Source organism: Collimonas fungivorans Ter331 (genome assembly GCF_000221045.1).
GTDB classification, from domain to species: domain Bacteria; phylum Pseudomonadota; class Gammaproteobacteria; order Burkholderiales; family Burkholderiaceae_D; genus Collimonas; species Collimonas fungivorans_A.
This window is the reverse complement of sequence record NC_015856.1, coordinates 4,050,589-4,070,785: the sequence shown is the minus strand read 5'-3', so window position 1 is coordinate 4,070,785 and position 20,197 is coordinate 4,050,589. Positions and strand designations below refer to the sequence as shown.

At 60.0% G+C, this 20,197-nt stretch carries 18 protein-coding genes and 3 tRNA genes; 10 read left to right on the top strand and 11 right to left on the bottom strand.

The window, feature by feature from the left end; genetic code table 11:
- Positions 1–51: 51 nt before the first annotated feature.
- Together CFU_RS18120 and CFU_RS18115 are read right to left on the bottom strand one after the other, a co-directional pair.
- Positions 52–915: a segregation and condensation protein A gene (locus CFU_RS18120; RefSeq protein ID WP_014007459.1), complete on the bottom strand. Its 864-nt coding sequence runs from the start codon at positions 913–915 to the stop codon at positions 52–54.
- 38 nt (positions 916–953) lie between these two features.
- Positions 954–1,163: a DUF3460 family protein gene (locus tag CFU_RS18115; protein WP_014007458.1), complete on the bottom strand. Its 210-nt coding sequence runs from the start codon at positions 1,161–1,163 to the stop codon at positions 954–956.
- A gap of 139 nt (positions 1,164–1,302) precedes the next feature.
- Between CFU_RS18115 and bamE the strand changes: the two genes are divergently transcribed.
- The gene (bamE, locus tag CFU_RS18110; RefSeq protein WP_041742339.1) at positions 1,303–1,809 is read left to right on the top strand and encodes an outer membrane protein assembly factor BamE domain-containing protein; all 507 of its coding nucleotides are present in this window, start codon (positions 1,303–1,305) and stop codon (positions 1,807–1,809) included.
- A gap of 92 nt (positions 1,810–1,901) precedes the next feature.
- Here bamE and CFU_RS18105 read toward each other — a convergent pair whose 3' ends face one another.
- Both CFU_RS18105 and metG read right to left on the bottom strand, forming a co-directional pair.
- Positions 1,902–2,381, bottom strand: a complete 480-nt coding sequence (locus tag CFU_RS18105; protein ID WP_014007456.1) for a GNAT family N-acetyltransferase — start codon at positions 2,379–2,381, stop codon at positions 1,902–1,904.
- 12 nt (positions 2,382–2,393) lie between these two features.
- On the bottom strand, positions 2,394–4,487 hold the full coding sequence (gene metG, locus CFU_RS18100) for a methionine--tRNA ligase (RefSeq protein WP_081466500.1): 2,094 nt from the start codon (positions 4,485–4,487) through the stop codon (positions 2,394–2,396).
- Positions 4,488–4,684: 197 nt separating this feature from the next.
- On the opposite strand from metG, the gene apbC reads away from it, so the two are divergent.
- Complete coding sequence (gene apbC, locus CFU_RS18095; protein ID WP_014007454.1) at positions 4,685–5,773, top strand: iron-sulfur cluster carrier protein ApbC; 1,089 nt, start codon at positions 4,685–4,687, stop codon at positions 5,771–5,773.
- Here the strand turns inward: apbC and CFU_RS18090 are convergent.
- Entirely contained in the window at positions 5,770–6,132 is a 363-nt protein-coding gene (locus tag CFU_RS18090; RefSeq protein ID WP_041742337.1) for a cupin domain-containing protein, read from the bottom strand. The genes apbC and CFU_RS18090 overlap by 4 nt on opposite strands.
- 140 nt (positions 6,133–6,272) lie before the next feature.
- On the opposite strand from CFU_RS18090, the gene CFU_RS18085 reads away from it, so the two are divergent.
- The 5 genes from CFU_RS18085 to CFU_RS18065 all read left to right on the top strand — a co-directional run bounded on the left by CFU_RS18085 (position 6,273) and on the right by CFU_RS18065 (position 8,723).
- The gene (locus tag CFU_RS18085; RefSeq protein WP_014007452.1) at positions 6,273–6,680 is read left to right on the top strand and encodes a DUF4399 domain-containing protein; all 408 of its coding nucleotides are present in this window, start codon (positions 6,273–6,275) and stop codon (positions 6,678–6,680) included.
- 104 nt (positions 6,681–6,784) lie between these two features.
- Complete coding sequence (gene gltX / locus CFU_RS18080; protein WP_014007451.1) at positions 6,785–8,227, top strand: glutamate--tRNA ligase; 1,443 nt, start codon at positions 6,785–6,787, stop codon at positions 8,225–8,227.
- Between the two features lie 71 nt (positions 8,228–8,298).
- Positions 8,299–8,374: transfer RNA gene (locus CFU_RS18075), tRNA-Ala, on the top strand.
- 41 nt (positions 8,375–8,415) lie between these two features.
- Positions 8,416–8,491, top strand: a tRNA-Glu gene (locus CFU_RS18070).
- A 156-nt stretch (positions 8,492–8,647) separates the two neighbouring features.
- A tRNA-Glu gene (locus CFU_RS18065) sits at positions 8,648–8,723 on the top strand.
- A 45-nt stretch (positions 8,724–8,768) separates the two neighbouring features.
- Here the strand turns inward: CFU_RS18065 and CFU_RS18060 are convergent.
- The 6 genes from CFU_RS18060 to CFU_RS18035 all read right to left on the bottom strand — a co-directional run bounded on the left by CFU_RS18060 (position 8,769) and on the right by CFU_RS18035 (position 16,268).
- Positions 8,769–10,190, bottom strand: coding sequence for a TolC family protein (locus CFU_RS18060; RefSeq protein WP_014007450.1), 1,422 nt, complete (start codon positions 10,188–10,190; stop codon positions 8,769–8,771).
- Positions 10,187–12,340, bottom strand: coding sequence for a peptidase domain-containing ABC transporter (locus tag CFU_RS18055; protein ID WP_050808765.1), 2,154 nt, complete (start codon positions 12,338–12,340; stop codon positions 10,187–10,189). Before CFU_RS18055 ends, CFU_RS18060 begins: the two co-directional genes overlap by 4 nt.
- The gene (locus tag CFU_RS18050; protein WP_041743646.1) at positions 12,337–13,590 is read right to left on the bottom strand and encodes an HlyD family secretion protein; all 1,254 of its coding nucleotides are present in this window, start codon (positions 13,588–13,590) and stop codon (positions 12,337–12,339) included. Before CFU_RS18050 ends, CFU_RS18055 begins: the two co-directional genes overlap by 4 nt.
- A gap of 606 nt (positions 13,591–14,196) precedes the next feature.
- Positions 14,197–14,499 (bottom strand): hypothetical protein, encoded by a 303-nt coding sequence (locus tag CFU_RS18045; RefSeq protein ID WP_014007447.1) that lies wholly within the window; start codon positions 14,497–14,499, stop codon positions 14,197–14,199.
- A 128-nt stretch (positions 14,500–14,627) separates the two neighbouring features.
- A complete protein-coding gene (locus tag CFU_RS18040; RefSeq protein ID WP_041742335.1) occupies positions 14,628–15,167 on the bottom strand; it encodes a glycine zipper 2TM domain-containing protein in 540 nt (179 codons plus the stop codon).
- Positions 15,168–15,359: 192 nt separating this feature from the next.
- Positions 15,360–16,268, bottom strand: a complete 909-nt coding sequence (locus CFU_RS18035) for a LysR family transcriptional regulator (RefSeq protein WP_014007445.1) — start codon at positions 16,266–16,268, stop codon at positions 15,360–15,362.
- 235 nt (positions 16,269–16,503) lie between these two features.
- Here CFU_RS18035 and gcl point away from each other — a divergent pair, with 235 nt between their 5' ends.
- From gcl to CFU_RS18020, 3 genes are read left to right on the top strand one after another with little or no spacing between them, the layout of a single operon-like run.
- Positions 16,504–18,279: a glyoxylate carboligase gene (gene gcl, locus CFU_RS18030; protein WP_014007444.1), complete on the top strand. Its 1,776-nt coding sequence runs from the start codon at positions 16,504–16,506 to the stop codon at positions 18,277–18,279.
- Positions 18,280–18,297: 18 nt separating this feature from the next.
- Complete coding sequence (gene hyi, locus CFU_RS18025) at positions 18,298–19,077, top strand: hydroxypyruvate isomerase (protein ID WP_014007443.1); 780 nt, start codon at positions 18,298–18,300, stop codon at positions 19,075–19,077.
- A gap of 49 nt (positions 19,078–19,126) precedes the next feature.
- Positions 19,127–20,014: a 2-hydroxy-3-oxopropionate reductase gene (locus CFU_RS18020; RefSeq protein ID WP_014007442.1), complete on the top strand. Its 888-nt coding sequence runs from the start codon at positions 19,127–19,129 to the stop codon at positions 20,012–20,014.
- The last annotated feature ends 183 nt before the right edge of the window (positions 20,015–20,197 follow it).

Here is a 20,197-nt window from a genome sequence, read left to right as displayed (position 1 = left end):
TGTTGATGCGTGGCGTGTCGTGAATAACGCAAGACCGGAGCAAAGTCGGCTTTATGCCGACGCGTATGTCGGCGAATAAGCCAGTCGTACGTAAATAGGCGCGAACGGTTCGGCCTGGGTGATTTCAATCAGTGTTTCCTTCGCCAGCTCCAGCATGGCGATGAAATTCACCACCAACACCGGCACCCCGCGCGACGGATCGAACAGTTCGGCAAACTCGACAAAACGCGCCGATTGCAGCCGCCGCAGGATCCCGGTCATGTGCTCCCGCACCGACAGTTCTTCGCGGCTGATGGTGTGGTGGGCGGTCAGCTTGGCGCGCTTGATGACGTCGGCCCAGGCTGCCTGCAGGTCGTCCAGGTTGACGTCCGGCCAGCGCGTGACGGTGTTTTGTTCGATGTAGATCTGGGTGCGCACATAGTCGCGCCCGAGCTGCGGCAGGGCGTCGATCTCGCGCGCGGCCAGCTTCATCTGTTCGTATTCCAGCAGGCGCCGCACCAGCTCGGCGCGCGGATCTTCGGCTTCTTCGCTGTCGGTCTTGCGCACCGGCAGCAGCATGCGCGACTTGATCTCGATCAGCATGGCCGCCATCAGCAGGTATTCGGCTGCCAGCTCGAGGTTGGTGATGCGGATCTGGTCGACGTATTCCAGATATTGCAAAGTGACTTGCGCCATCGGGATGTCGAGGATGTTGAAATTCTGTTTGCGGATCAGGTACAGCAGCAGGTCGAGCGGACCTTCGAATGCTTCCAGGAAGATTTCCAGCGCATCCGGCGGAATGTAGAGATCGGTCGGCATGCGGAACAGCGGCTCGCCATAGAGGCGCGCAAAAGCCACGCCGTCGATCACGTTCGGCGTCGAATCGGGTTGGCCCTCCAGCGTCAGCTCAGCGGCGTCCGACAAATTCTGGCTCATCTGGTCTTTACCTGATCCGGGAGGAATTTAGTGGTTGCTTAGTGATTGTTCTGATACACGTAGGGTTGCTGATCGACGCGCGATTCCTTGGAGCGCAACTGGCTGTCCAGGTCGATCGGGGTCTTGTCCCACAGCAGGGCGCGGCCGGCCAGCTGCTGTTCTTCCAGCTTAGGATTTTTTTGCTTGAGTTCTTCGACGAACTTGGTGATGTCGGACTGATAACCGTTAATCTGTTTGGAGAATGTCATGGTTGCTTTGATAATTCGGTGGGAGTAGCCGCTATTTTATGCTATTTCCCGGCCGCCGCAGCGGTTTGTCGTCGGCGGTAATATCCATATGGCAATTGATGAACGATATACTAGAGCAGTATCGAATGAGGGAGTTAGCATGAAATTATGGATACGCAGCGTTTTGGCAGTCGTTCTGCCGTTCATGATCGCGGCTTGTGATCAGAATGGCAATTTCATACAGGAGGCCGGATTGGAAAAACTGAGCCGCGGAGTATCCACCGAAGCCGACGTGCGCAACGCCATGGGCCAGCCGGATACCGTCTGGGAGGCGGAAAGCGGGGAGCGTTCGCTGGAATATCCGAAAGGACCGTCCGGCGCCCGCACCTGGATTTTCTATATCGGCAAGGACGGCAAGCTGAGCGATTACAAGCAGGTGCTGACCGAAGAGAACTTCGCCAGGATCAAGGTCGGCATGAACAAGGAGGAGGTGCGGCGGATGCTGGGCCGGCCGCGCACCGTGGTGCAATTTACACGGAAGAACGAGGAAGTGTGGGACTGGCGCTATACCCAGGCCGACGCCAGCCAGGCTTTCTTCAACGTGCACATGGACATCACCAGCGGGCTGGTGACCGGCACTTCAGTGTCGCAGGTCTACGGGCATTAGCGTAGGGTGGGCACTCCGTGCCCACGCCGGATTTTGAATACAGGAGGCGGGCTAGGGCGGTCCATCTTCCGCGTGGGCACGGAGTGCCCACCCTACCGCTTCAGCCAGCGCCGCATCACGATAGGCGGCTCTTCCAGCGGATTGGCGCGGGTATATTCCAGTTCCGGCGCCAGTTCGAATTCGAATACTGCATACAGGTCGGCCACCCGGGTCTGGTCGGCGCGCACCGCCAGCCGCAGTTCGTTGACGTCGGCGCTGCGGGCGCGGTGGATCAGCGCTTCCATCAGGTGCTGCGACAAGCCCAGGCCGCGATAGGTGTGCAGCACGCCCATGCGCAGGATTTCCCAGACATCGGTTTCGGTATCGGTGGGCAGCCAGCGCGCCGATCCTACCGGTTTTTCATCCAGTTGCAGGACAAAGCCGCCGCCGCGCTGCAGGTCGTGCAGCACACGTTCGGTACTTTCGCGGTGGCCGCTGGAGCTGGCCGCGACCCGCTCGGCCCAGCAGGCGCGAGTCAGGTCGGCGATCAATGTGGCGTCGTCGGTATGGGCTTCACGGACTTGCAGGTTCATCAGGCGTCGCTCTTAACTGACCCGCATGCCCGGTTCTGCGCCTGGCCACGGGTTGAGTACGTAGATGCCTGGATTGGTTTTGCCGTCGGCGGCCGAAGCGGCCAGCACCATGCCTTCCGAGATGCCGAACTTCATCTTGCGCGGCGCCAGGTTGGCCACCATCACCGTCAGCTTGCCGACCAGTTCTTCCGGCTGGTAGGACGACTTGATGCCGGAGAATACATTGCGCAAACGGCCTTCGCCGACGTCCAGGGTCAGCCGCAGCAGTTTGTCGGAACCGTCCACATGTTCGCAATTGACGATCCTGGCGATGCGCAGGTCGACCTTGACGAAATCGTCGATCTTGATTTCGGCGGCCAGCGGCTCGATTGCGCTGCTGGCGCCATCTGCGGCAGCAGCTTCTGCCGGCGCCGCGGCTGCAGGCGCGTCAAACAAGGCGTCCAGCATCTTCGGCTCGACCCGCGTCATCAGGTGGGTATAGACGTTGATCTTGTGGCCGTCAGCCAGCGGCTGGCCGACATCGGCCCAGGCCAGCGGCTGGATTTGCAGGAAGTTTTCCACCTCGGCCGCCAGCGCCGGCAACACCGGTTTCAGGTAGATGGTCAGGATGCGGAACGCTTCCAGCAGGCGGCTGCAGACTTCGTGCAGGGCCGCTTCCTTGCTTGGATCCTTGGCCAGTTCCCATGGCTTGTTGGCGTCGACATAGGCATTGATCAGGTCGGCCTGTTCCATCACTGCGCGCAGCGCCTTGCCGTATTCGCGGCCGTCGTAGAGCGCCTGGATATCGGCGGCGACGCCGCGCAGCCTGGCCAGGAACGGATCGCTGTCGGTGGCCCAGGCAGTGCTCAGTTTGCCGTCGAATTTCTTGGCGATGAAACCGGCGGCGCGGCTGGCGATGTTGATGTACTTGCCGATCAGGTCGGAATTCACGCGCGCCACAAAATCTTCCGGATTGAAATCGATGTCTTCCACTTTCGCACTCAGCTTGGCGGCGATGTAGTAGCGCATCCATTCCGGGTTCATGCCCAGTTCCAGGTAGCGCAGCGGCGAGATGCCGGTGCCGCGCGACTTCGACATCTTTTCGCCGGAGACGGTCAGGAAGCCGTGCACGAACACATTGTTCGGCACCTTCTGGCCCGAGAAGTGCAGCATCGCCGGCCAGAACAGGGTATGGAAATAGGTGATGTCCTTGCCGATGAAATGGTACTGCTCGGTCCTTGGATCGGCCATGAAGGCGTCGTAGTCGCGTCCGGTCTTGCCGAAATAGTTTTTCAGCGAAGCCAGGTAACCGACCGGCGCATCCAGCCAGACATAGAAATACTTGCCCGGCTCGTCCGGGATCTCGATGCCGAAGTAGGGCGCATCGCGGCTGATGTCCCAGTCGCCCATGCCGCCGTCGCTTTCCAGCCATTCCTTGGCCTTGTTGGCGACTTCCGATTGCAGGCGCGGCTTGCCGTCGGCGTTGCCCAGGGCCCAGCCGCGCAGGAATTCCACGCATTGCGGATCGGACAGTTTGAAGAAGAAGTGTTCCGACGATTTCATCACCGGCGTCGCGCCGGTCAGCGTCGAGTAGGGATTTATCAGGTCGGTCGGCGCATACACCGAGCTGCATACTTCGCAGGAATCGCCGTACTGGTCCTTGGCGCCGCATTTCGGGCATTCGCCCTTGATGTAGCGGTCCGGCAGGAACATGTTCTTGACCGGGTCGTAGAACTGCTCGATGGTCTTGGTCGCGATGAAACCCGCCGCTTTCAGCTTGCGATAGATGTCGCGCGACAGCTCGTGGTTTTCCGGGCCGTCGGTCGAGTGCCAGTTGTCGAAGGCGATATGGAAGCCGTCCAGGTACTGCTTGCGGCCGGCCGCGATCTGCGCCACGAATTCCTGCGGCGTGATGCCGGCCTTTTCGGCGGCGATCATGATCGGCGCGCCGTGCGCATCGTCGGCGCCGACGAAATTGACTTCATGGCCCTGCATTCGCTGGAACCGCACCCAGATGTCGGCCTGGATGTATTCCATGATGTGGCCGATATGAAACGCTGCATTGGCGTAAGGCAGGGCGGTAGTGACGAATAATTGGCGGGGAGTTGAAGTCAAAGCGATGCTCATTTGGCAATAATTTTGCAACGTCAAGCGCTGCTGGTTGGAATAAAAGAGTGATTTTAGCAGTGACCGGCCGGTCCTTGCTTTAATCCTTGTTTTGATCCCTGCACCAATCCGGCTCTGCGCCAGGGCCGCGCCAGCGGAAAAACGCCGATTTGGTTTAGACTTGGCGCATCTTATACAGAACGCGCAGAGGAAAAGTAATGAGCTTCACGATTGAAACGGTCAAGGCCGCGTTGTCCAGTGTGATCGATCCGAATACCGGCAAGGACCTGGTAAGCAGCAAGTCGGCCAGGAATATCCGGCTGGAGGGCGCCGAGGTGCTGTTCGATATCGAGCTGGATTATCCGGCGAAGAGTCAGTTTGCCCTGATCGGCGATGCCGCTATCGCTGCGGTCGGCGCGCTGGACGGGGTCGGCAAGGTCAGCCCGCATGTCTATTCGAAAATTCAGTCGCATGCGGTGCAGCGCGGCGTCAAGCTGATGTCCAATATCAAGAACATCATCGCGGTGGCGTCCGGCAAGGGCGGCGTCGGCAAATCGACTACCGCGGTCAACCTGGCGCTGGCGCTGGCGGCGGAAGGCGCCCAGGTCGGCATCCTCGACGCCGATATCTACGGTCCTTCGCAGCCGATGATGATGGGCATCAGCGGCCGTCCGGAAACCAAGGACGGCAAGACCATGGAGCCGCTGGAAAATCACGGCTTGCAGGTGTCGAGCATCGGTTTCATGGTCGATCCGGACGAGCCCATGGTGTGGCGCGGCCCGATCGTCACCCAGGCTTTGCAGCAGCTGCTGGACCAGACCAACTGGCGCGACCTCGATTACCTGATCGTCGACATGCCGCCCGGCACCGGCGACATCCAGCTGACCTTGTCGCAAAAAGTGCCGGTGACCGGCGCCGTGATCGTCACCACGCCGCAGGACATTGCCTTGCTGGATGCGCGCAAGGGTTTGAAAATGTTCGAGAAGGTCGGCATTCCGATTCTCGGCATCGTGGAGAACATGAGCACCCATATCTGCTCCAATTGCGGCCATGCCGAAGCCATTTTCGGCGAAGGTGGCGGCGCCAAGATGTGCGGCGAGTACGGCGTTGAATTCCTGGGCGCCTTGCCGCTGACCATGTCGATCCGCCAGCAGACCGATTCCGGCACACCGACGGTAGTGGCCGAACCCGACGGCCCGGTGGCGCATATCTATAAAGAGATTGCGCGCAAGGTGGCGATCAAGGTGGCGGAAAAAGCCAAGGACATGAGCAGCAAATTCCCTACCATCGTGATCAAGAACGACTAAAGGGGAAGCTTCGGCGCCAATGCCTGTGCATCATCATGATGTATGGCCAGCCAGATTGTAGGCTGCGCTGCATCGGTCCACTCTATGCGGTGGCGGCAGTGCGGCGGGATATGCAGCCAGGCGCCGGGCTGCATGACATGCTCGCCGGCCTGGCCTTCCAGCGTCAGTCCGGCGCTGCCGCTGAGCAGCAGCACCCATTCTTCCTGTGGGTTGTCGTACCAGAAGCCGGGCGGACTGGCCTGGCCGCTGGAGACGATGCGTTCGATTTTCAGGCCGGCCCGTTCGTGCAGGAGTTCGAATACTTCGGTTGAACCGTCGGCCGGCAACTCGGTCAACAGATTGCCATGGACGGCTGGCATGATGGTCTCCTGGTAGTTTGGCTGCGCTGTATTATTGCACTCAGTTATTGCACCCAATGCATTGCGCGGATTTTATGTAGGTTTTCCACCTGATTTTTCACCGCATTTTCCACCGCATTTTTCACCTCAAGGACAAGGCAATGAAATCAAGAATTTTTTCGCTGTTGTTTTCTGCAACCCTGCTGAGCGCCAGCCTGTTGCCGCAGCTGGCCCACGCTGCGTCGGTTTCGTTCATCGAACCGGCCGACGGCGCGGTGGTGAGCAGCCCGTTCACCGTCAAGTTCGGCGTCAGCGGCATGGAAGTCAAGCCGGCCGGCGACATGACGGCCAATACCGGCCACCACCACCTGCTGATCAACGAAGACAGCATCCCGGCCGGGCAGTCGATCCCGATCGACGACAAGCATTTGCATTTTGGCAAGGGTCAGACCGAAACCAGCGTCACGCTGCCGCCAGGGGAATACAAGCTGACCATGCAATTCGCCAACGGCGCCCACCAGTCTTACGGCCCGGAGCTGAGCAAAACCATCAACGTCACCGTCAAATAGACCCGAGCCTGAGGCCATCCCCGTTTCCATCCGCTGCTGCAACGCGGTAAAATGGGGTTTTCCTTGATAACGGCTTTGGCAATCCAAGGCCGTTTTTATTTATCATGACCGCCAGCACTCCAGCATCCAATTCTTCGTTGAAACCCGCATTGAAACCGGTACGCACCCGTTTTGCCCCAAGCCCGACCGGTTACCTGCACCTGGGCGGCGCCCGCACCGCGCTGTTTTCCTGGGCCTACGCGCGCCACTTCGGCGGCACTTTCGTGCTGCGCATCGAAGATACCGATCTCGAACGTTCGACCCCAGAGGCAGTGCAGGCGATCATCGACGGCATGCAATGGCTGGGGCTGGAACACGACGAAGGTCCGTTCTACCAGATGCGGCGCATGGACCGCTATCGCGAAGTGATCGGACAAATGCTGCAACAGGGCACGGCCTATCATTGTTATTCATCGCCGGAAGAAGTCGAAGCGATGCGCGAACGCATGCGCGCCGCCGGCGAAAAGCCGCGCTACGACGGCACCTGGCGTCCGGAAGCGGGCAAGACCCTGCCGCCGGTGCCGGCCGACCGCAAACCGGTGGTGCGTTTCAAGAATCCGCTGGATGGCGATGTCAGCTGGGACGATGTAGTCAAAGGCAACATCACCATCTCGAACCGTGAAATGGACGACCTGGTGATCGCTCGTCCGGACGGCACGCCGACCTATAATTTCTGCGTGGTGGTGGACGACTGGGACATGCAGATCACCCACGTGATCCGCGGCGACGACCATGTCAACAACACGCCGCGCCAGATCAACATCCTCAAGGCCCTGGGTGCCGAGCTGCCGCTGTACGGCCACGTGCCGATGATCCTCGGCGCAGACGGCGAAAAACTGTCGAAGCGCCATGGCGCGGTCAGCGTGATGGATTATCCGGCGCAGGGTTATTTGCCGGAAGCGATGCTGAACTACCTGGCGCGCCTCGGCTGGAGCCATGGCAACGAAGAGATTTTCAGCGTGGAGCAATTTTGCGCATGGTTCGATCTCGATCATTTGTCGAAATCGCCGGCGCAATTCAATCCGGAAAAATTGGCCTCGATCAACAATCATTACATCAAGCTGGCCGACAATGAACGCCTGGCGGCGCTGGTCAAGCCGTTGATGGAGCAAGACGGCGCCGATTTCAGCAATGCGCCGGCATTGCCAAAAGTGATCGGCCTGCTGAAAGAGCGCGCCCATACCGTCAATGAAATCGGGGTTGCCGCCATGCTGTTCTATCGCAAGCCGGCGCCGGATGCAGCATTGCTGGCGCAACACTTCACCGATGCGGTCAAGCCGGCATTGGCCGATTTCGCCGCACGCTGCGCAAGCGTCGAGTGGAACAAGGAAAGCCTGGCGCCGATGATCAAGGAAGTATTGGCTGCACATGCGCTGAAGATGCCGCAGATTGCGATGCCATTGCGTTTGATGCTGACCGGACAGTTGCAGACGCCGGCGATTGATGCCGTGCTCGAATTGTTGGGCCGCGAGGCGGTGATGGCACGTTTGCAGCCCCATCTGGTGTAAAACTGCAATAAATCTGCAAATCGGGATTTACAAGCTCTAAATAAGCTTGCTATAATCTCGCTTCTGCAAACGGGGGTATAGCTCAGCTGGGAGAGCGCTTGCATGGCATGCAAGAGGTCAGCGGTTCGATCCCGCTTACCTCCACCAGCACATTGTAGTAAGGCAGCAACGTAGTACGGACAGTAAATGTCCCCATCGTCTAGAGGCCTAGGACATCACCCTTTCACGGTGAGTACGGGGGTTCGAATCCCCCTGGGGACGCCAGAATTCTTTTGGCATCGACAGGTAAGCGGCAGAAACCGGCCGCAGATTTCCGGTGCTGAATGTATTCAATACAATCGATAAGGCCGCCCGCTGCGGCCTTTATTGTTTTTGTAGGCAGCAACAAAGTATGAGCAAGGCCAGTACGGACAGATTATTGTCCCCATCGTCTAGAGGCCTAGGACATCACCCTTTCACGGTGAGTACGGGGGTTCGAATCCCCCTGGGGACGCCAGAATAAAAAAGCTCGCGCAAGCGGGCTTTTTTGTTTTCGGCATGCTCAAATTCCATCCATCCTCAATCGCCCCAGACTAGCCGCTAGTCGCAATCTCGCGGTTTGCCAGCTGGTCAGCGCCAGGATTCGCTGCTGCTGTGCCGACGCCAGGTCGCTCTGCGCTTTCAGCAATTCAAGAATGTTTCCCACACCGGCCCTGTAGCGCCCTTGCGCCACATCGAAAGACTGTTTCGCGCTGCGTAAAAGAATGTCGGTAGTGTTCAGGTTTTCGGCTTCGGTGCGCAGCGCCTGGTCGCTTTTCCATACTTCCAGCATCACCTGTTGCTCGATATTTTCCAGGTCGGCCTGCCTGCTTTCGGCCTGCGCCCGCGCGCCGCGCACCTTGTATTTGCGGCCGAAACCGTCGAATAAAGGAATGCTGACCTGCAGGCCGATGCTGCGGCTGGTGATGGTTTGTTTGGAGGACACCTGGTTGATCGGCGTGTCGTTGCGGTCGCCGGTGGCGAACAGCGACAGCGTCGGCCGGCCTTCGGCGCGGGCGGCGTCGACCTGCGCCTGGGCGGATTTCAATTGCGCCTGCGCCGCTAGTATCTTTGGATGGCGGCGCACCGCATCGGCGATCAGGTCGTCGGCGGCTTGCTGCAGCAAAGGTGCGTCGGTAGCCTGCAAGCCCAGGTCGGCCAGCGCCACTGGAATGTTCGGCCGCAAGCCCATGACGATGGCCAGGGTGCCGAGCGCGCTTTGCAGGTCGCCTGCCGCCTGCGCCCGTTTCAGGCTTGCCTGCGCATAAGAGGTCTGGGCCTGCAGCTTGTCAGCCAGGGCGCCTGCGCCGGCCTGGTATCTGGCTTCGCTGGCCTTGAAGCTTTGTTGCGCAGCCAGTTCGGCATCGGCGGTTGCGCTCAGCATTGCTTGCGCTGCCTGCGCCTGGTAAAAGCTTTGCACGGTATTGAGGAACACGGTCTGCAGGACATCGTCCTGGGCCGCGCTGGCGGCGTTCAACAACTGTCGCGCATTTTCCAGGTTGGCGGCGCGCAGTCCGGAATCGTACAGTACCCAGTTCAAGCTCAGGTTGGCATTGCTGCTGTGGGTCTTGAGCGATGAATTATTCTCTGGAAAATCCGGATAACTATAACGATTATCGGCCTTGCTCCAGCTGCCGGCCGCAGTCAAGGTTGGCAGGTAGGCGGCGCGGCTCACGCCTAGCGCGGCTGTCTGCACCTTGACATTGGCCCAGGCCTGGCGCGTCTGCGGATTGCGGCAGAGCGCGCGTTCGACCGCGTCCAGCAAGGTCAGCGGGACCGGCAGTTGCGCATCGAATCCGCAACTGCTGGTGAGCGTGGCAGCCGGCGTGCCGGAGAGATTGTTTGCTGTCCGCAGCGGATCGGACCAGATCGATTCCGCACAGGCTGGTGCGGAGATGGCGGCAGCCAGCGCCAGCAGCGGCAAGGCGTTTTTCAGTGAAATCATTGTGCCGGCGCCGCGTCCATCTGTTCCGCTTCGGCTGGCAACTGCGGGTCCTCGACCACTTTGCCGCCTACCAGCACAATGGCGCGGTCGGCGCTGTTGATGGTTTCCGGCCGGTGCGCCACGATCACGCGCGTGATGCTGATGGATTTGATGGCGTTGTTGACCAGCTGCTCACGTTCGATATCCAGGTGGCTGGTGGCCTCGTCGAGAAACAGGATCTGCGGCCGCTTGTAGAGCGCGCGCGCCAGCAGCACCCTTTGCTTTTGGCCGCCCGAGAGGATGGTGCCCATGTCGCCGACCAGCGTGTTGTAGCCCATCGGCATGGCCGCGATATCCTGGTGGATCGCCGCCAGACGGGCGCATTCCGCGATCCAGGCATGATCGGCCTGGGGATCGAAAAAACTGATGTTGTCGGCTAGCGAACCGGCAAACAGCACGTCGTCCTGCAGCACCGTGCCGATCATCCGGCGCAAGGTGTCCAGCCCGACATGGCTGACGTTCTGGCCGCCAATCAGCACCTCGCCTTGGGTCGGCGCCAGTATCCCCAGCAAGATATTGATCAGCGTCGTCTTGCCGCCGCCGGACGGCCCGACGATGGCGACCGATTCGCCGGCGGCGATGCGGAAAGAAACACCGTCCAGCACGTAGGGCTCCTGTTCGGCATAACGGAAGCGCAAGCCGCGCACTTCCAGGGACGGTGTCAGGGCTGTCTCACGCTCATCCACATTCCGGGCATGCGTCGTTTCAGGTCGATGAAGCACGATATCGGCCAGCCGTTCACCTTGCAATTGCAGCATCTTGACCTCGACGAACTTGTCGATCAGCGAACTGACGCGGCCGTCGAACTGTCCTTTGTAGGCGTTGAACGCCATCAGGGCGCCCACCGTGAAATTGCCGTCCATGACCAGCCTGGCGCCGAGCCAGATGATCAGGATGTTTTCGATGCCGAACAGCACACCGTTGAGCGACTTGTAGAGCAGGCTCAGCTTCTGCGTGCGCAGGTCGGCATTGACCTGGTCCACCAGCAGGCTCAGCCAGGTAGCGCGGCGCTCGTCCTGGCGCTGGAACAGCTTGATGGTCTTGACGCCGCGGATGGTTTCCAGGAAATGGGTCTGCTGTTTGGCGGCATGGATGATCTCTTCTTCGGTGGCGTGCCGCAGCGGTGCAAACCAGGCCCAGCGCCCCAGGCCGTACAAGGCCATCGCCGCAATCGCGATCCATGCCAGCAGCGGGCTGTAGATGAACATCAGCGCCAGCGTGACGACGGTCATCACGCCGTCCAGGATCGCCTCCAGGAAGGAGGTGGTCAGCGTGTGCTGGATGACGCCGACGGCGCCGAAGCGCGACACCACGTCTCCCAGATGGCGCTTTTCGAAATAGGCCACCGGCAGCCGCAGCAGATGGGTGAACACATTGGCTTGCCATTGCACATTGAGCGTGGTGCTCATGTACATCAGGACCCAGCTGCGGGCGATGGTGATTGCCTGCTGCATCAGCATCAGCAGGCCGAAACCCAGCGCCAGCGTCGTCAGCAAATCGCGGTCGGCCGAGACCAGCACGTTGTCGATCACCCATTGCAGGAAAAACGGACTGACCACCGCAAACACTTCCAGCGCCAGCGACAGCAGCAGGATCTGGCCGAAGGAGCGGTACAGGCCGCTAACGCGCCCCAGCAAACCGCGCAGGCGCACCGTCTGTTTTTCTTCCGCCGGCTTGAAGCCGGGATTCGGCCACAGTTCAAGCGCCACGCCGGTAAAGGCCTTGGCCGCTTCGTCCATCGACAGCTTGCGGATGCCGAAGGCCGGATCGTAGATCGTCACCGAACGCGGGCCGACTTCCTGCAGCACCACGAAGTGATTGAAATTCCAGTGCAGGATGCACGGCAGCTTGAGTTGCGCCAGGTCCTCGAGATCGAGTTTCAGAGGACGCGTCGCCAGTTCCAGCTGGCCGGCGATGGCGATCAGGTCGCGCAGGGTGGAGCCCTTGAGCGAGACCGGAAAGCGGCGGCGCAATGTCGCCAGGTCGGTGCGGTAACCGTAATAACCGGCCAGCATGCCGAGGCAGGCGAGGCCGCATTCTGTCGCTTCGGTTTGCAGCATCAGCGGCAGGATCGACTTGAAGCCGAAGGAGAGTCGGTTGAGCATGGTCAGAGTTTGCCGGTCAGGCTGTACAGAGGTTCCAGCACCCATTCATAGAGCCGGAGTTTTTCTTGCCGGACATCGGCTTCCAGCAGCATGCCGGCCTGCAGCGCCTGCGGCTTGCCGTAGGCGGTGACTTGCTGCGACGCCAGCCGGACGTCGATGCGGTACATCGGTTCGCTGTTGCTGCTGCCGGAGGTGCCGATGGCATTCAATTCATTGTTGGGCAACGCAGTCTTCGCTACTGACGCCACCCCGCCTTTCTGGTGGCCGAATTTCTGGTAGGGATAGGCTTGGTAGCGGATCAGCACCTGGTCGCCAGGGCGGATAAAACCGATGGCGCGACTAGGTGCATACAGCTCTGCGCGCAGCGTGGCGCCGGCCGGCACGATGCTCACCAGCGGCCGGTTGCCGTCGACCGACTGGCCGGCATCGGCAATAACCGCGGTGGCGATGCCGGCGCCGGGGGCGGTGACGACGATGCGCCGCTTGGCTTCGCTTTCGGTCAGTTCCTGGCCGGTGCTGGTGAGGGTGCGGTCGATCTGCGCCAGCAGGTTCTGGTGTTTCAAGGACAGGCCGCTCAGTTCGGTTTGCTGCGCCGACAATTCGCGGCCGACAGTGATGCGGTCGCGCTCCAGGCTTTGCTGGCGGTTCTTCTGGTCAAGCAGCTCTTCCTGCTTTTGCTGGAATTGTTCTTTCGAGATGTAGTCTTGCTGCAGCAAGCCCTGGTAGCGCTGCAAGGTTTCCTGCGCCAGCTTGACGCGGTCCTGCTGGCCGGCGATCTGGTTGTCCAGCTTGGCCAGTTCGTTGCCGAGCGCGGCAATTTTGTTGTTCAGGCCGGCACGCTCTTCCTGCTGCAGCTGCCGCGTCTTTTGCATTTCATCGCGCAAGCTGGCCTGGCGCTGTTCAACCTGGCTGCTGATCGCCGCCTGGGTCGGGCCCAAGGTGCTGCTCTGGCGTTCGCTGGACAGCACGTACAGCACTTCGCCGGCCTTCACCTGCTGGCCTTCCTTGACATGCTGTTCGATGACGATGCCGGTCTGCGACGCATAGACCTTGATCAGGCCTGCATCCGGAATCAGCTGGCCGCTGACGGTGCTGTGCCGGGTGTAGCTGCCCCAGGCCAGGAAGGCGCAGATCATCGCCGCCAGCAACACGGCAAAAGCGGTCAGGAAAGTGTATGAAAGCGGACGCACCAGGACAATGTCGCCTAGCCACTTGGTCTGCTGCGCGGCAAGCGCTTGTTCGCGGAATAAACTCATATTGTTCTTGTAATGAAAAAACACGGCAGGGGGATATGCCGTGTTTTTTCAGGAAGTGCTTTTAAGGGACGACCGGAGCTGGCGGCTTAGGCGGGACCGGTGGTGTCGGACGGACGCAGTTTTTTGGCGGGGCCGGGCGGCAGCTTCTGAAAAAATTGCTGAAACAGTTGCTGAACAAACTGAACAGGAAACAACCGCCGCTTACTTCATCGATTTCCTTCATGGACAACTGTTGAATAGCCATACTCACTCCTTGATATTAAGAAAAATGCCGCCAACGGCGACCCTTTGCCGCATAGCGAGACAAACGTGCAACAACATTGAATCTTAGGCCGTGTCGAGATGCTAAAAAATCAATGAATTATTGCAGCGGCATTATTAACGTCCGGCCGCTGAAGTGGCAATCTGAAAGTTATATAAATAACAATTGTTGACAATTGCTTATTTGAAATGTGGGGAGTCGGCCATGGCAGCATGAGGGGGCGGGGCTGCAATCCTGTTCCTGGCAAAGTTGCCGGGCAAGCGTCAAAAACCGGAAGGGCCGCATATGCGGCCCTTCCGATCTCCCTGCTTGCGCGCAACCACGTCGATCGCGCTTGGTGAGTTCTATCTGCGGCTGGTCATCTCACGCGCACGTTGCATGTCGCGGTCGAAATTCATGCGGGCATCCTTGCGGCAATCGCCGGCTGCGCGGCCGCGCATTGCACGGCAGTCGTTGAGGGCTTGCGCATAGGCGTTGGTATTTTCCTTTTTCATGGTCTGGAAACGCGCTTGCGGTGTCCGGTCCTCGACCCGCCAGCGCGGCGGGTCTTTGTACTGCACGTTTTCTTCCGCTGCGCTGGCGTGCAGCGCAAAGGCGTTGGCGGCGATAAAGAGCGACAGCCACAGCGGTTTAAGTTGCATGTTCATGATGCCTCCTTGTTTTTATACAGCCGGCGGATGCCGGTTGCCAACCAACTCGCCGGGCGCATGGTTGCGCCCGGCTGGAACAGCAGAACAGCGGCCTCCAGCTGCCTCAGGAAAATCGCGCCGCGTTATCAGTAGCGGGAAATCTGGCCGTTTTCAACGCGTACCCGATCGCCCACCCGCAAATCGCCCGGATTGCCGACGCTGATAGTCTGGTAGCCGTTGTTGTTCATGCGCACGCGCACATTGTAGGAAGTGGAGCCGGGACTGTTGCGCGCCTCAAGCTGGTTGCCGGCTACCGCACCGCCGACCACGCCGGCGATAGTCGCTAGGGTATTGCCGGTGCCATGGCCGACCTGATGGCCGACCACGCCGCCCAGCACGCCGCCGACGACGGCGCCGCCTATGCCTTGGCTAGGCGTGTTGACGACATCGATGGCGTCGACCACGCCATAGTTGTTTTCACGGTTCTGCTGGTAGCCGCCTTGCTGGTAACCGGGATAGCTTTGCGGCTGCGGATTGCCGTAGCCTTGGTTGCCGTAGTTTTGGTTGTTATAACCCTGGTTGCCATAACCTTGTCCGCCATACGGCGCTGCGCAGCCGCCAAGCAGCAGCGCGCCGCCGATGACTGCAGCCAGCATGGCTTGTTGAGTTGTTTTGCGGATTGTCATAGCTGCCTCATTGTGTTGGTTGGTATATTCAGTGTAGTACTTCGAATGGCTTGCATATGTGCGATTCACCACACTAAAACGGTGCAGGGATCGGCTCGGTTGACTGGCTCGCCGGGGTAAGGCGAGATTGTTACGAAACTTACAGTTCGGCAATCAGTCTTGTTTTCCGGCACGACTTTTCAATCCTTGCTTTCAACCCTTGCTCCAGTAGTCGGGCTGGGCATAAATCGATTTCAGGCGATCGATGAAGAAGCGCACCTTGGCCGGCAGGTGGCGCTGCTGCGGATAGACCGCCATGATGTCGTAATGCGGCAGCGCAAACTCGTCCAGCACCGTCAGCAGTTCGCCCGAAGCCAGCTGCGATTCGATTTCCCAGGTCGAGCGCCAGCCCAGTCCCAGGCCTTCGCTGACCCAGCGGTGCAGCAATTCGCCGTCGTTGCAGTCGAGGTTGCCGGCGGTCTTGATGATCACCGGCTTGCCGCCCTGCTGGAAATACCAGCCGCGCTGCTGGCCGCCCTGCAGGTTGAACGACAGGCAGTTGTGGTCGGCGATGTCTTCCAATGTCTTGGGAATGCCGTTGCGGTGAAAGTACTCCGGCGTGCCGCATACCACGCGGCGGTTGCTGGCCAGCTTGACCGCGACGAAATTCGGATCGATGGCGCCGCCGATGCGGATGCTGATGTCGTAGCCTTCGCGCACCAGGTCGACCACGCGGTCGGTCAGGTTGAACGAGATCTGCACTTCCGGATTGGTGGCGATGAACGCCGGCGCATGCGGCGCCACATGCTTGCGGCCGAACGCCGCCGGCGCCGACACCACTAGGTGGCCGGTAGCCTTGTGGCGGCCTTCCGAGATGATCTTCTCGGCAATGTCCAGTTCGGTCAGCAGCTTGCGGCAATGGTCTAGGAACACTGTGCCCTGTTCGGTCAGCGTCAAGTGGCGGGTAGTGCGGTGCATCAGCTTGGTGCCCAGCCGTTTCTCCAGGGCGTCGATGCGCCGGCCCAGCATCACCGGCGTAATGTTCTGCTCCAGCGCCGCGCTGGCCAGGCTGCCTTTCTCGACCACGCTGACGAAAGCTTCAATCTGCTTGAGTTTGTCCATGTCTCTTCCATATTTGATTTTTCCTTAGTATTCCATACTTGATGTATCGAATAAAGCGATTGTTTGTGTTCTTATCAAACAATATGTTTGGTTATAGCATGTGCTTCATCCACTCGGCAGTCTTCAGGCTATCCCTCCGTCCGCAGCATATGGCGCGGAAAACGGGGCCAGGGGACACGAGCCGCAGGCAGTGGCAATGAATCATTGGCAATAATTCAGACAATTTGGAGGCAACATGGCAAAGATGAAAGCAGTGGACGCAGTAATGCACGTATTGGCGAAAGAAGGCTGTTCGCAAGCTTTCGGCGTGCCTGGCGCAGCAATCAATCCGTTCTACTCTGCGATGAAACGGCACGGCGGCATCCAGCACACGCTGGCGCGCCACGTCGAAGGCGCTTCCCATATGGCGGAGGGTTACACCCGCGCCAATCCAGGCAATATCGGCGTCTGCATCGGCACTTCCGGCCCGGCCGGCACCGACATGATCACCGGCCTGTATTCGGCCCAGGCCGATTCGATCCCGATCCTGTGCATTACCGGCCAGGCGCCGCGCGCTCGCCTGTACAAGGAAGATTTCCAGGCAGTCGACATCGAATCGATCGCCAAGCCGGTCACCAAATGGGCGGTCACGGTACGCGAACCGGCCTTGCTGCCGCGCGTATTCCAGCAGGCTTTCCACATCATGCGTTCCGGCCGTCCAGGCCCGGTCCTGATCGACATGCCGTTCGACGTGCAGATGGCGGAAATCGAATTCGATCCCGACACCTACGAACCTTTGCCGGTGTACAAGCCGAAGGCATCGCGGGCGCAGATCGAAAAAGCCTTGACCATGCTGAACGAAGCCGAGCGGCCGCTGCTGACCATCGGCGGCGGCGTCATCAATGCCGATGCGGCGGACCTCGCGGTTGAATTCGCCGAACTGACCGGGGTGCCGGTGATCCCGACCTTGATGGCCTGGGGCGCGATCCCTGACGACCATCCGCAAATGGCGGGCATGGTCGGTTTGCAGACCAGCCACCGTTACGGCAACGCCACCATGCTGGCGTCCGATTTCGTGCTCGGCATCGGCAACCGCTGGGCCAACCGCCATACCGGTTCGATCGAAGTCTTCACCAAGGGCCGCAAGTTCGTCCACGTCGATATCGAACCGACCCAGATCGGCCGCGTATTCGGTCCGGACTACGGCATCGTGTCGGATGCAAAAGCGGCGCTGACCCTGTTCGTCGAAGTCGCCAAGGAATTGAAAGCAGCGGGCAAGCTGCCTGACCGTTCAGCCTGGCTGGGTGAATGCCAGGAACGCAAGCGCACCCTGCAGCGCCGCACCCATTTCGAGAACGTGCCGGTCAAGCCGCAGCGCGTCTACGAAGAAATGAACCGCGCTTTCGGCCGCGACACCTGCTACGTCAGCACTATCGGCTTGTCGCAGATCGCCGCCGCCCAGTTCTTGCACGTGTACCACGCTCGCCACTGGATCAACTGCGGCCAGGCCGGTCCGCTGGGCTGGACCATTTCGGCAGCGCTCGGCGTCTGCGTCGCCGATCCGAAGCGCGAGGTGGTGGCGATTTCCGGCGACTATGACTTCCAGTTCATGATCGAGGAACTGGCAGTAGGCGCCCAGTTCAACCTGCCGTACCTGCACGTGGTGGTGAACAACTCCTACCTCGGCCTGATCCGCCAGGCGCAGCGCGGTTTCGAGATGGACTATTGCGTACAGCTGGCGTTTGAAAACATCAACGCGCCGGAACTCAACGGTTATGGCGTCGACCATGTCGCGGTCGTGGAGGGCCTCGGCTGCAAGGCGATCCGCGTCACCGATCCGAATGCGATCCAGGATGCATTCGCCCAGGCCAAGCGCTGGATGAAGGAATTCCGCGTGCCGGTAGTGGTGGAAATCATCCTGGAGCGCGTCACCAACGTTTCCATGGGCACCGAGATCGACAACATCAACGAGTTCGAAGAACTGGCGACGCAGCGCAGCCACGCACCGACTTCCGTGTCCTTGCTGGACTGACCTTTCAGGAGAAACGACATGACAAAACTAGCCGCCAACCTGACCATGCTGTTCACCGAACTGTCCTTTCTGGACCGCTTCGACGCCGCAGCCAAGGCCGGATTCAAGGGAGTGGAATTTCTGTTTCCGTATGCGTTCCGCGCGGAGCAGATCGCTGACAAGCTGGCCACCAACGGCCTGGAGCTGGTGCTGCACAATCTGCCTGCGGGCAACTGGGAAGCCGGCGAACGCGGCATTGCCTGCCACCCGGACCGCGTCAGCGAATTCCAGCAAGGCGTCGACGATGCGATCCGCTACGCCAAGGTGCTTAACGTCAAGCAGCTGAACTGCCTGGTCGGCATCGTGCCGGCCGGCGTCAGCGCCGAACTGGCGCGCGCCACCGTGGTCGGCAACCTGAAATTCGCTGCCGATAAATTGCAGGCCGCGGGGATCCGTTTGCTGATCGAACCGATCAACAGCTTCGACATCCCGGGTTTTTTCCTGACCGGCACCAGGCAGGCGCTGGACCTGATCAAGGCCACCGGTTCCAGCAACCTGTTCGTGCAGTACGACATCTATCACATGCAAAGAATGGAAGGCGAGCTGGCCAATACCATCAAGGCCAACCTGGCGCAGATCAAGCATGTGCAGCTGGCGGACAATCCGGGCCGGTTCGAGCCGGGCACAGGCGAAATCAATTACCACTATCTGTTCAAGTTCCTGGAAGAGATCGGTTACGACGGCTGGATCGGCTGCGAGTACAAGCCGAAGGCCGGCACCGTCGACGGCTTGGGCTGGCGCGCTGCATACGGTCTCTAAGCATAATCTCTAACAGCGGCAGGCATTCTTAAAATTACGGAGAAATATCATGGCAAAAATCGGCTTTATCGGACTCGGCATCATGGGCGCGCCAATGGCGGAAAACCTGCAGCGCGGCGGCCACAAACTGTACCTGCATGACCAGAAGAATCCGCCGGCAGCGCTGATCGACGGCGGCGCCACCGTCTGCACCTCCGGCGCCGAAGTCGCCAAGCGCGCCGACGTCATCATCATCATGGTGCCGGACACGCCGCACGTGGAAGCGGTGCTGTTCGCCGAAAAGGGCGTGGCCGAAGGCCTGACCGGCGGCAAGGTCGTGATCGACATGAGCTCGATTTCGCCTATCGCCACCAAGGGTTTCGCCAAGAAGATCAACGCGCTGGGCTGCGAATACCTGGATGCGCCGGTGTCCGGCGGCGAAGTCGGCGCCAAGGCGGCATCGCTGACCATCATGGTGGGCGGCTCCGAAGGCGCGTTCAACGACGCCAAGCCTTTGTTCGAACTGATGGGAAAGAACATCACCCTGGTCGGCGGCAACGGCGACGGCCAGACTACCAAGGTAGCCAACCAGATCATCGTCGCGCTGAACATCCAGGCGGTGGCCGAGGCCTTGCTGTTTGCTTCCAAGGCAGGCGCCGATCCGGCCCGTGTGCGGCAAGCCCTGATGGGCGGGTTTGCCGCATCGCGCATCCTGGAAGTGCATGGCGAACGCATGGTAAAACGGACTTTCAATCCAGGCTTCCGCATCGAACTGCACCAGAAGGACCTGAACCTGGCCCTGCAGGGCGCCAAGGCACTCGGCGTATCGCTGCCGAACACCGCGGTGGCGCAAGAGCTGATGAATTCCTGCGCCGCCAACGGCTTGAGCGGGCTCGACCACTCGGCGCTGTGCCGTGCGATCGAGATCATGTCCAACCACGAAATCGCCAAGGCCTGATTCAAGGCGTAAGATGGCTGCTTGAATTGCGTCCGTTAAACTGGCGGATCGGAACGCGCGGCGCTCCGGTCCGCGATATATGTTATCGTTTTATAAAACAAGCCAGCTGACAAAAGCTGCGGTCGCACCACCATAAATACAAAAATTTTCGAGACACTCTGCTTCATGGATCAAGGTATAACA

Bases quoted from the DNA above. Each gene is read 5' to 3' on its own strand.
- CFU_RS18120 (WP_014007459.1), bottom strand. From the start codon at position 915: ATGAGCCAGAATTTGTCGGACGCCGCTGAGCTGACGCTGGAGGGCCAA.
- CFU_RS18115 (WP_014007458.1), bottom strand. From the start codon at position 1,163: ATGACATTCTCCAAACAGATTAACGGTTATCAGTCCGACATCACCAAG.
- bamE (WP_041742339.1), top strand. From the start codon at position 1,303: ATGAAATTATGGATACGCAGCGTTTTGGCAGTCGTTCTGCCGTTCATG.
- CFU_RS18105 (WP_014007456.1), bottom strand. From the start codon at position 2,381: ATGAACCTGCAAGTCCGTGAAGCCCATACCGACGACGCCACATTGATC.
- metG (WP_081466500.1), bottom strand. From the start codon at position 4,487: ATGAGCATCGCTTTGACTTCAACTCCCCGCCAATTATTCGTCACTACC.
- apbC (WP_014007454.1), top strand. From the start codon at position 4,685: ATGAGCTTCACGATTGAAACGGTCAAGGCCGCGTTGTCCAGTGTGATC.
- CFU_RS18090 (WP_041742337.1), bottom strand. From the start codon at position 6,132: ATGCCAGCCGTCCATGGCAATCTGTTGACCGAGTTGCCGGCCGACGGT.
- CFU_RS18085 (WP_014007452.1), top strand. From the start codon at position 6,273: ATGAAATCAAGAATTTTTTCGCTGTTGTTTTCTGCAACCCTGCTGAGC.
- gltX (WP_014007451.1), top strand. From the start codon at position 6,785: ATGACCGCCAGCACTCCAGCATCCAATTCTTCGTTGAAACCCGCATTG.
- CFU_RS18060 (WP_014007450.1), bottom strand. From the start codon at position 10,190: ATGATTTCACTGAAAAACGCCTTGCCGCTGCTGGCGCTGGCTGCCGCC.
- CFU_RS18050 (WP_041743646.1), bottom strand. From the start codon at position 13,590: ATGAGTTTATTCCGCGAACAAGCGCTTGCCGCGCAGCAGACCAAGTGG.
- CFU_RS18045 (WP_014007447.1), bottom strand. From the start codon at position 14,499: ATGAACATGCAACTTAAACCGCTGTGGCTGTCGCTCTTTATCGCCGCC.
- CFU_RS18040 (WP_041742335.1), bottom strand. From the start codon at position 15,167: ATGACAATCCGCAAAACAACTCAACAAGCCATGCTGGCTGCAGTCATC.
- CFU_RS18035 (WP_014007445.1), bottom strand. From the start codon at position 16,268: ATGGACAAACTCAAGCAGATTGAAGCTTTCGTCAGCGTGGTCGAGAAA.
- gcl (WP_014007444.1), top strand. From the start codon at position 16,504: ATGGCAAAGATGAAAGCAGTGGACGCAGTAATGCACGTATTGGCGAAA.
- hyi (WP_014007443.1), top strand. From the start codon at position 18,298: ATGACAAAACTAGCCGCCAACCTGACCATGCTGTTCACCGAACTGTCC.
- CFU_RS18020 (WP_014007442.1), top strand. From the start codon at position 19,127: ATGGCAAAAATCGGCTTTATCGGACTCGGCATCATGGGCGCGCCAATG.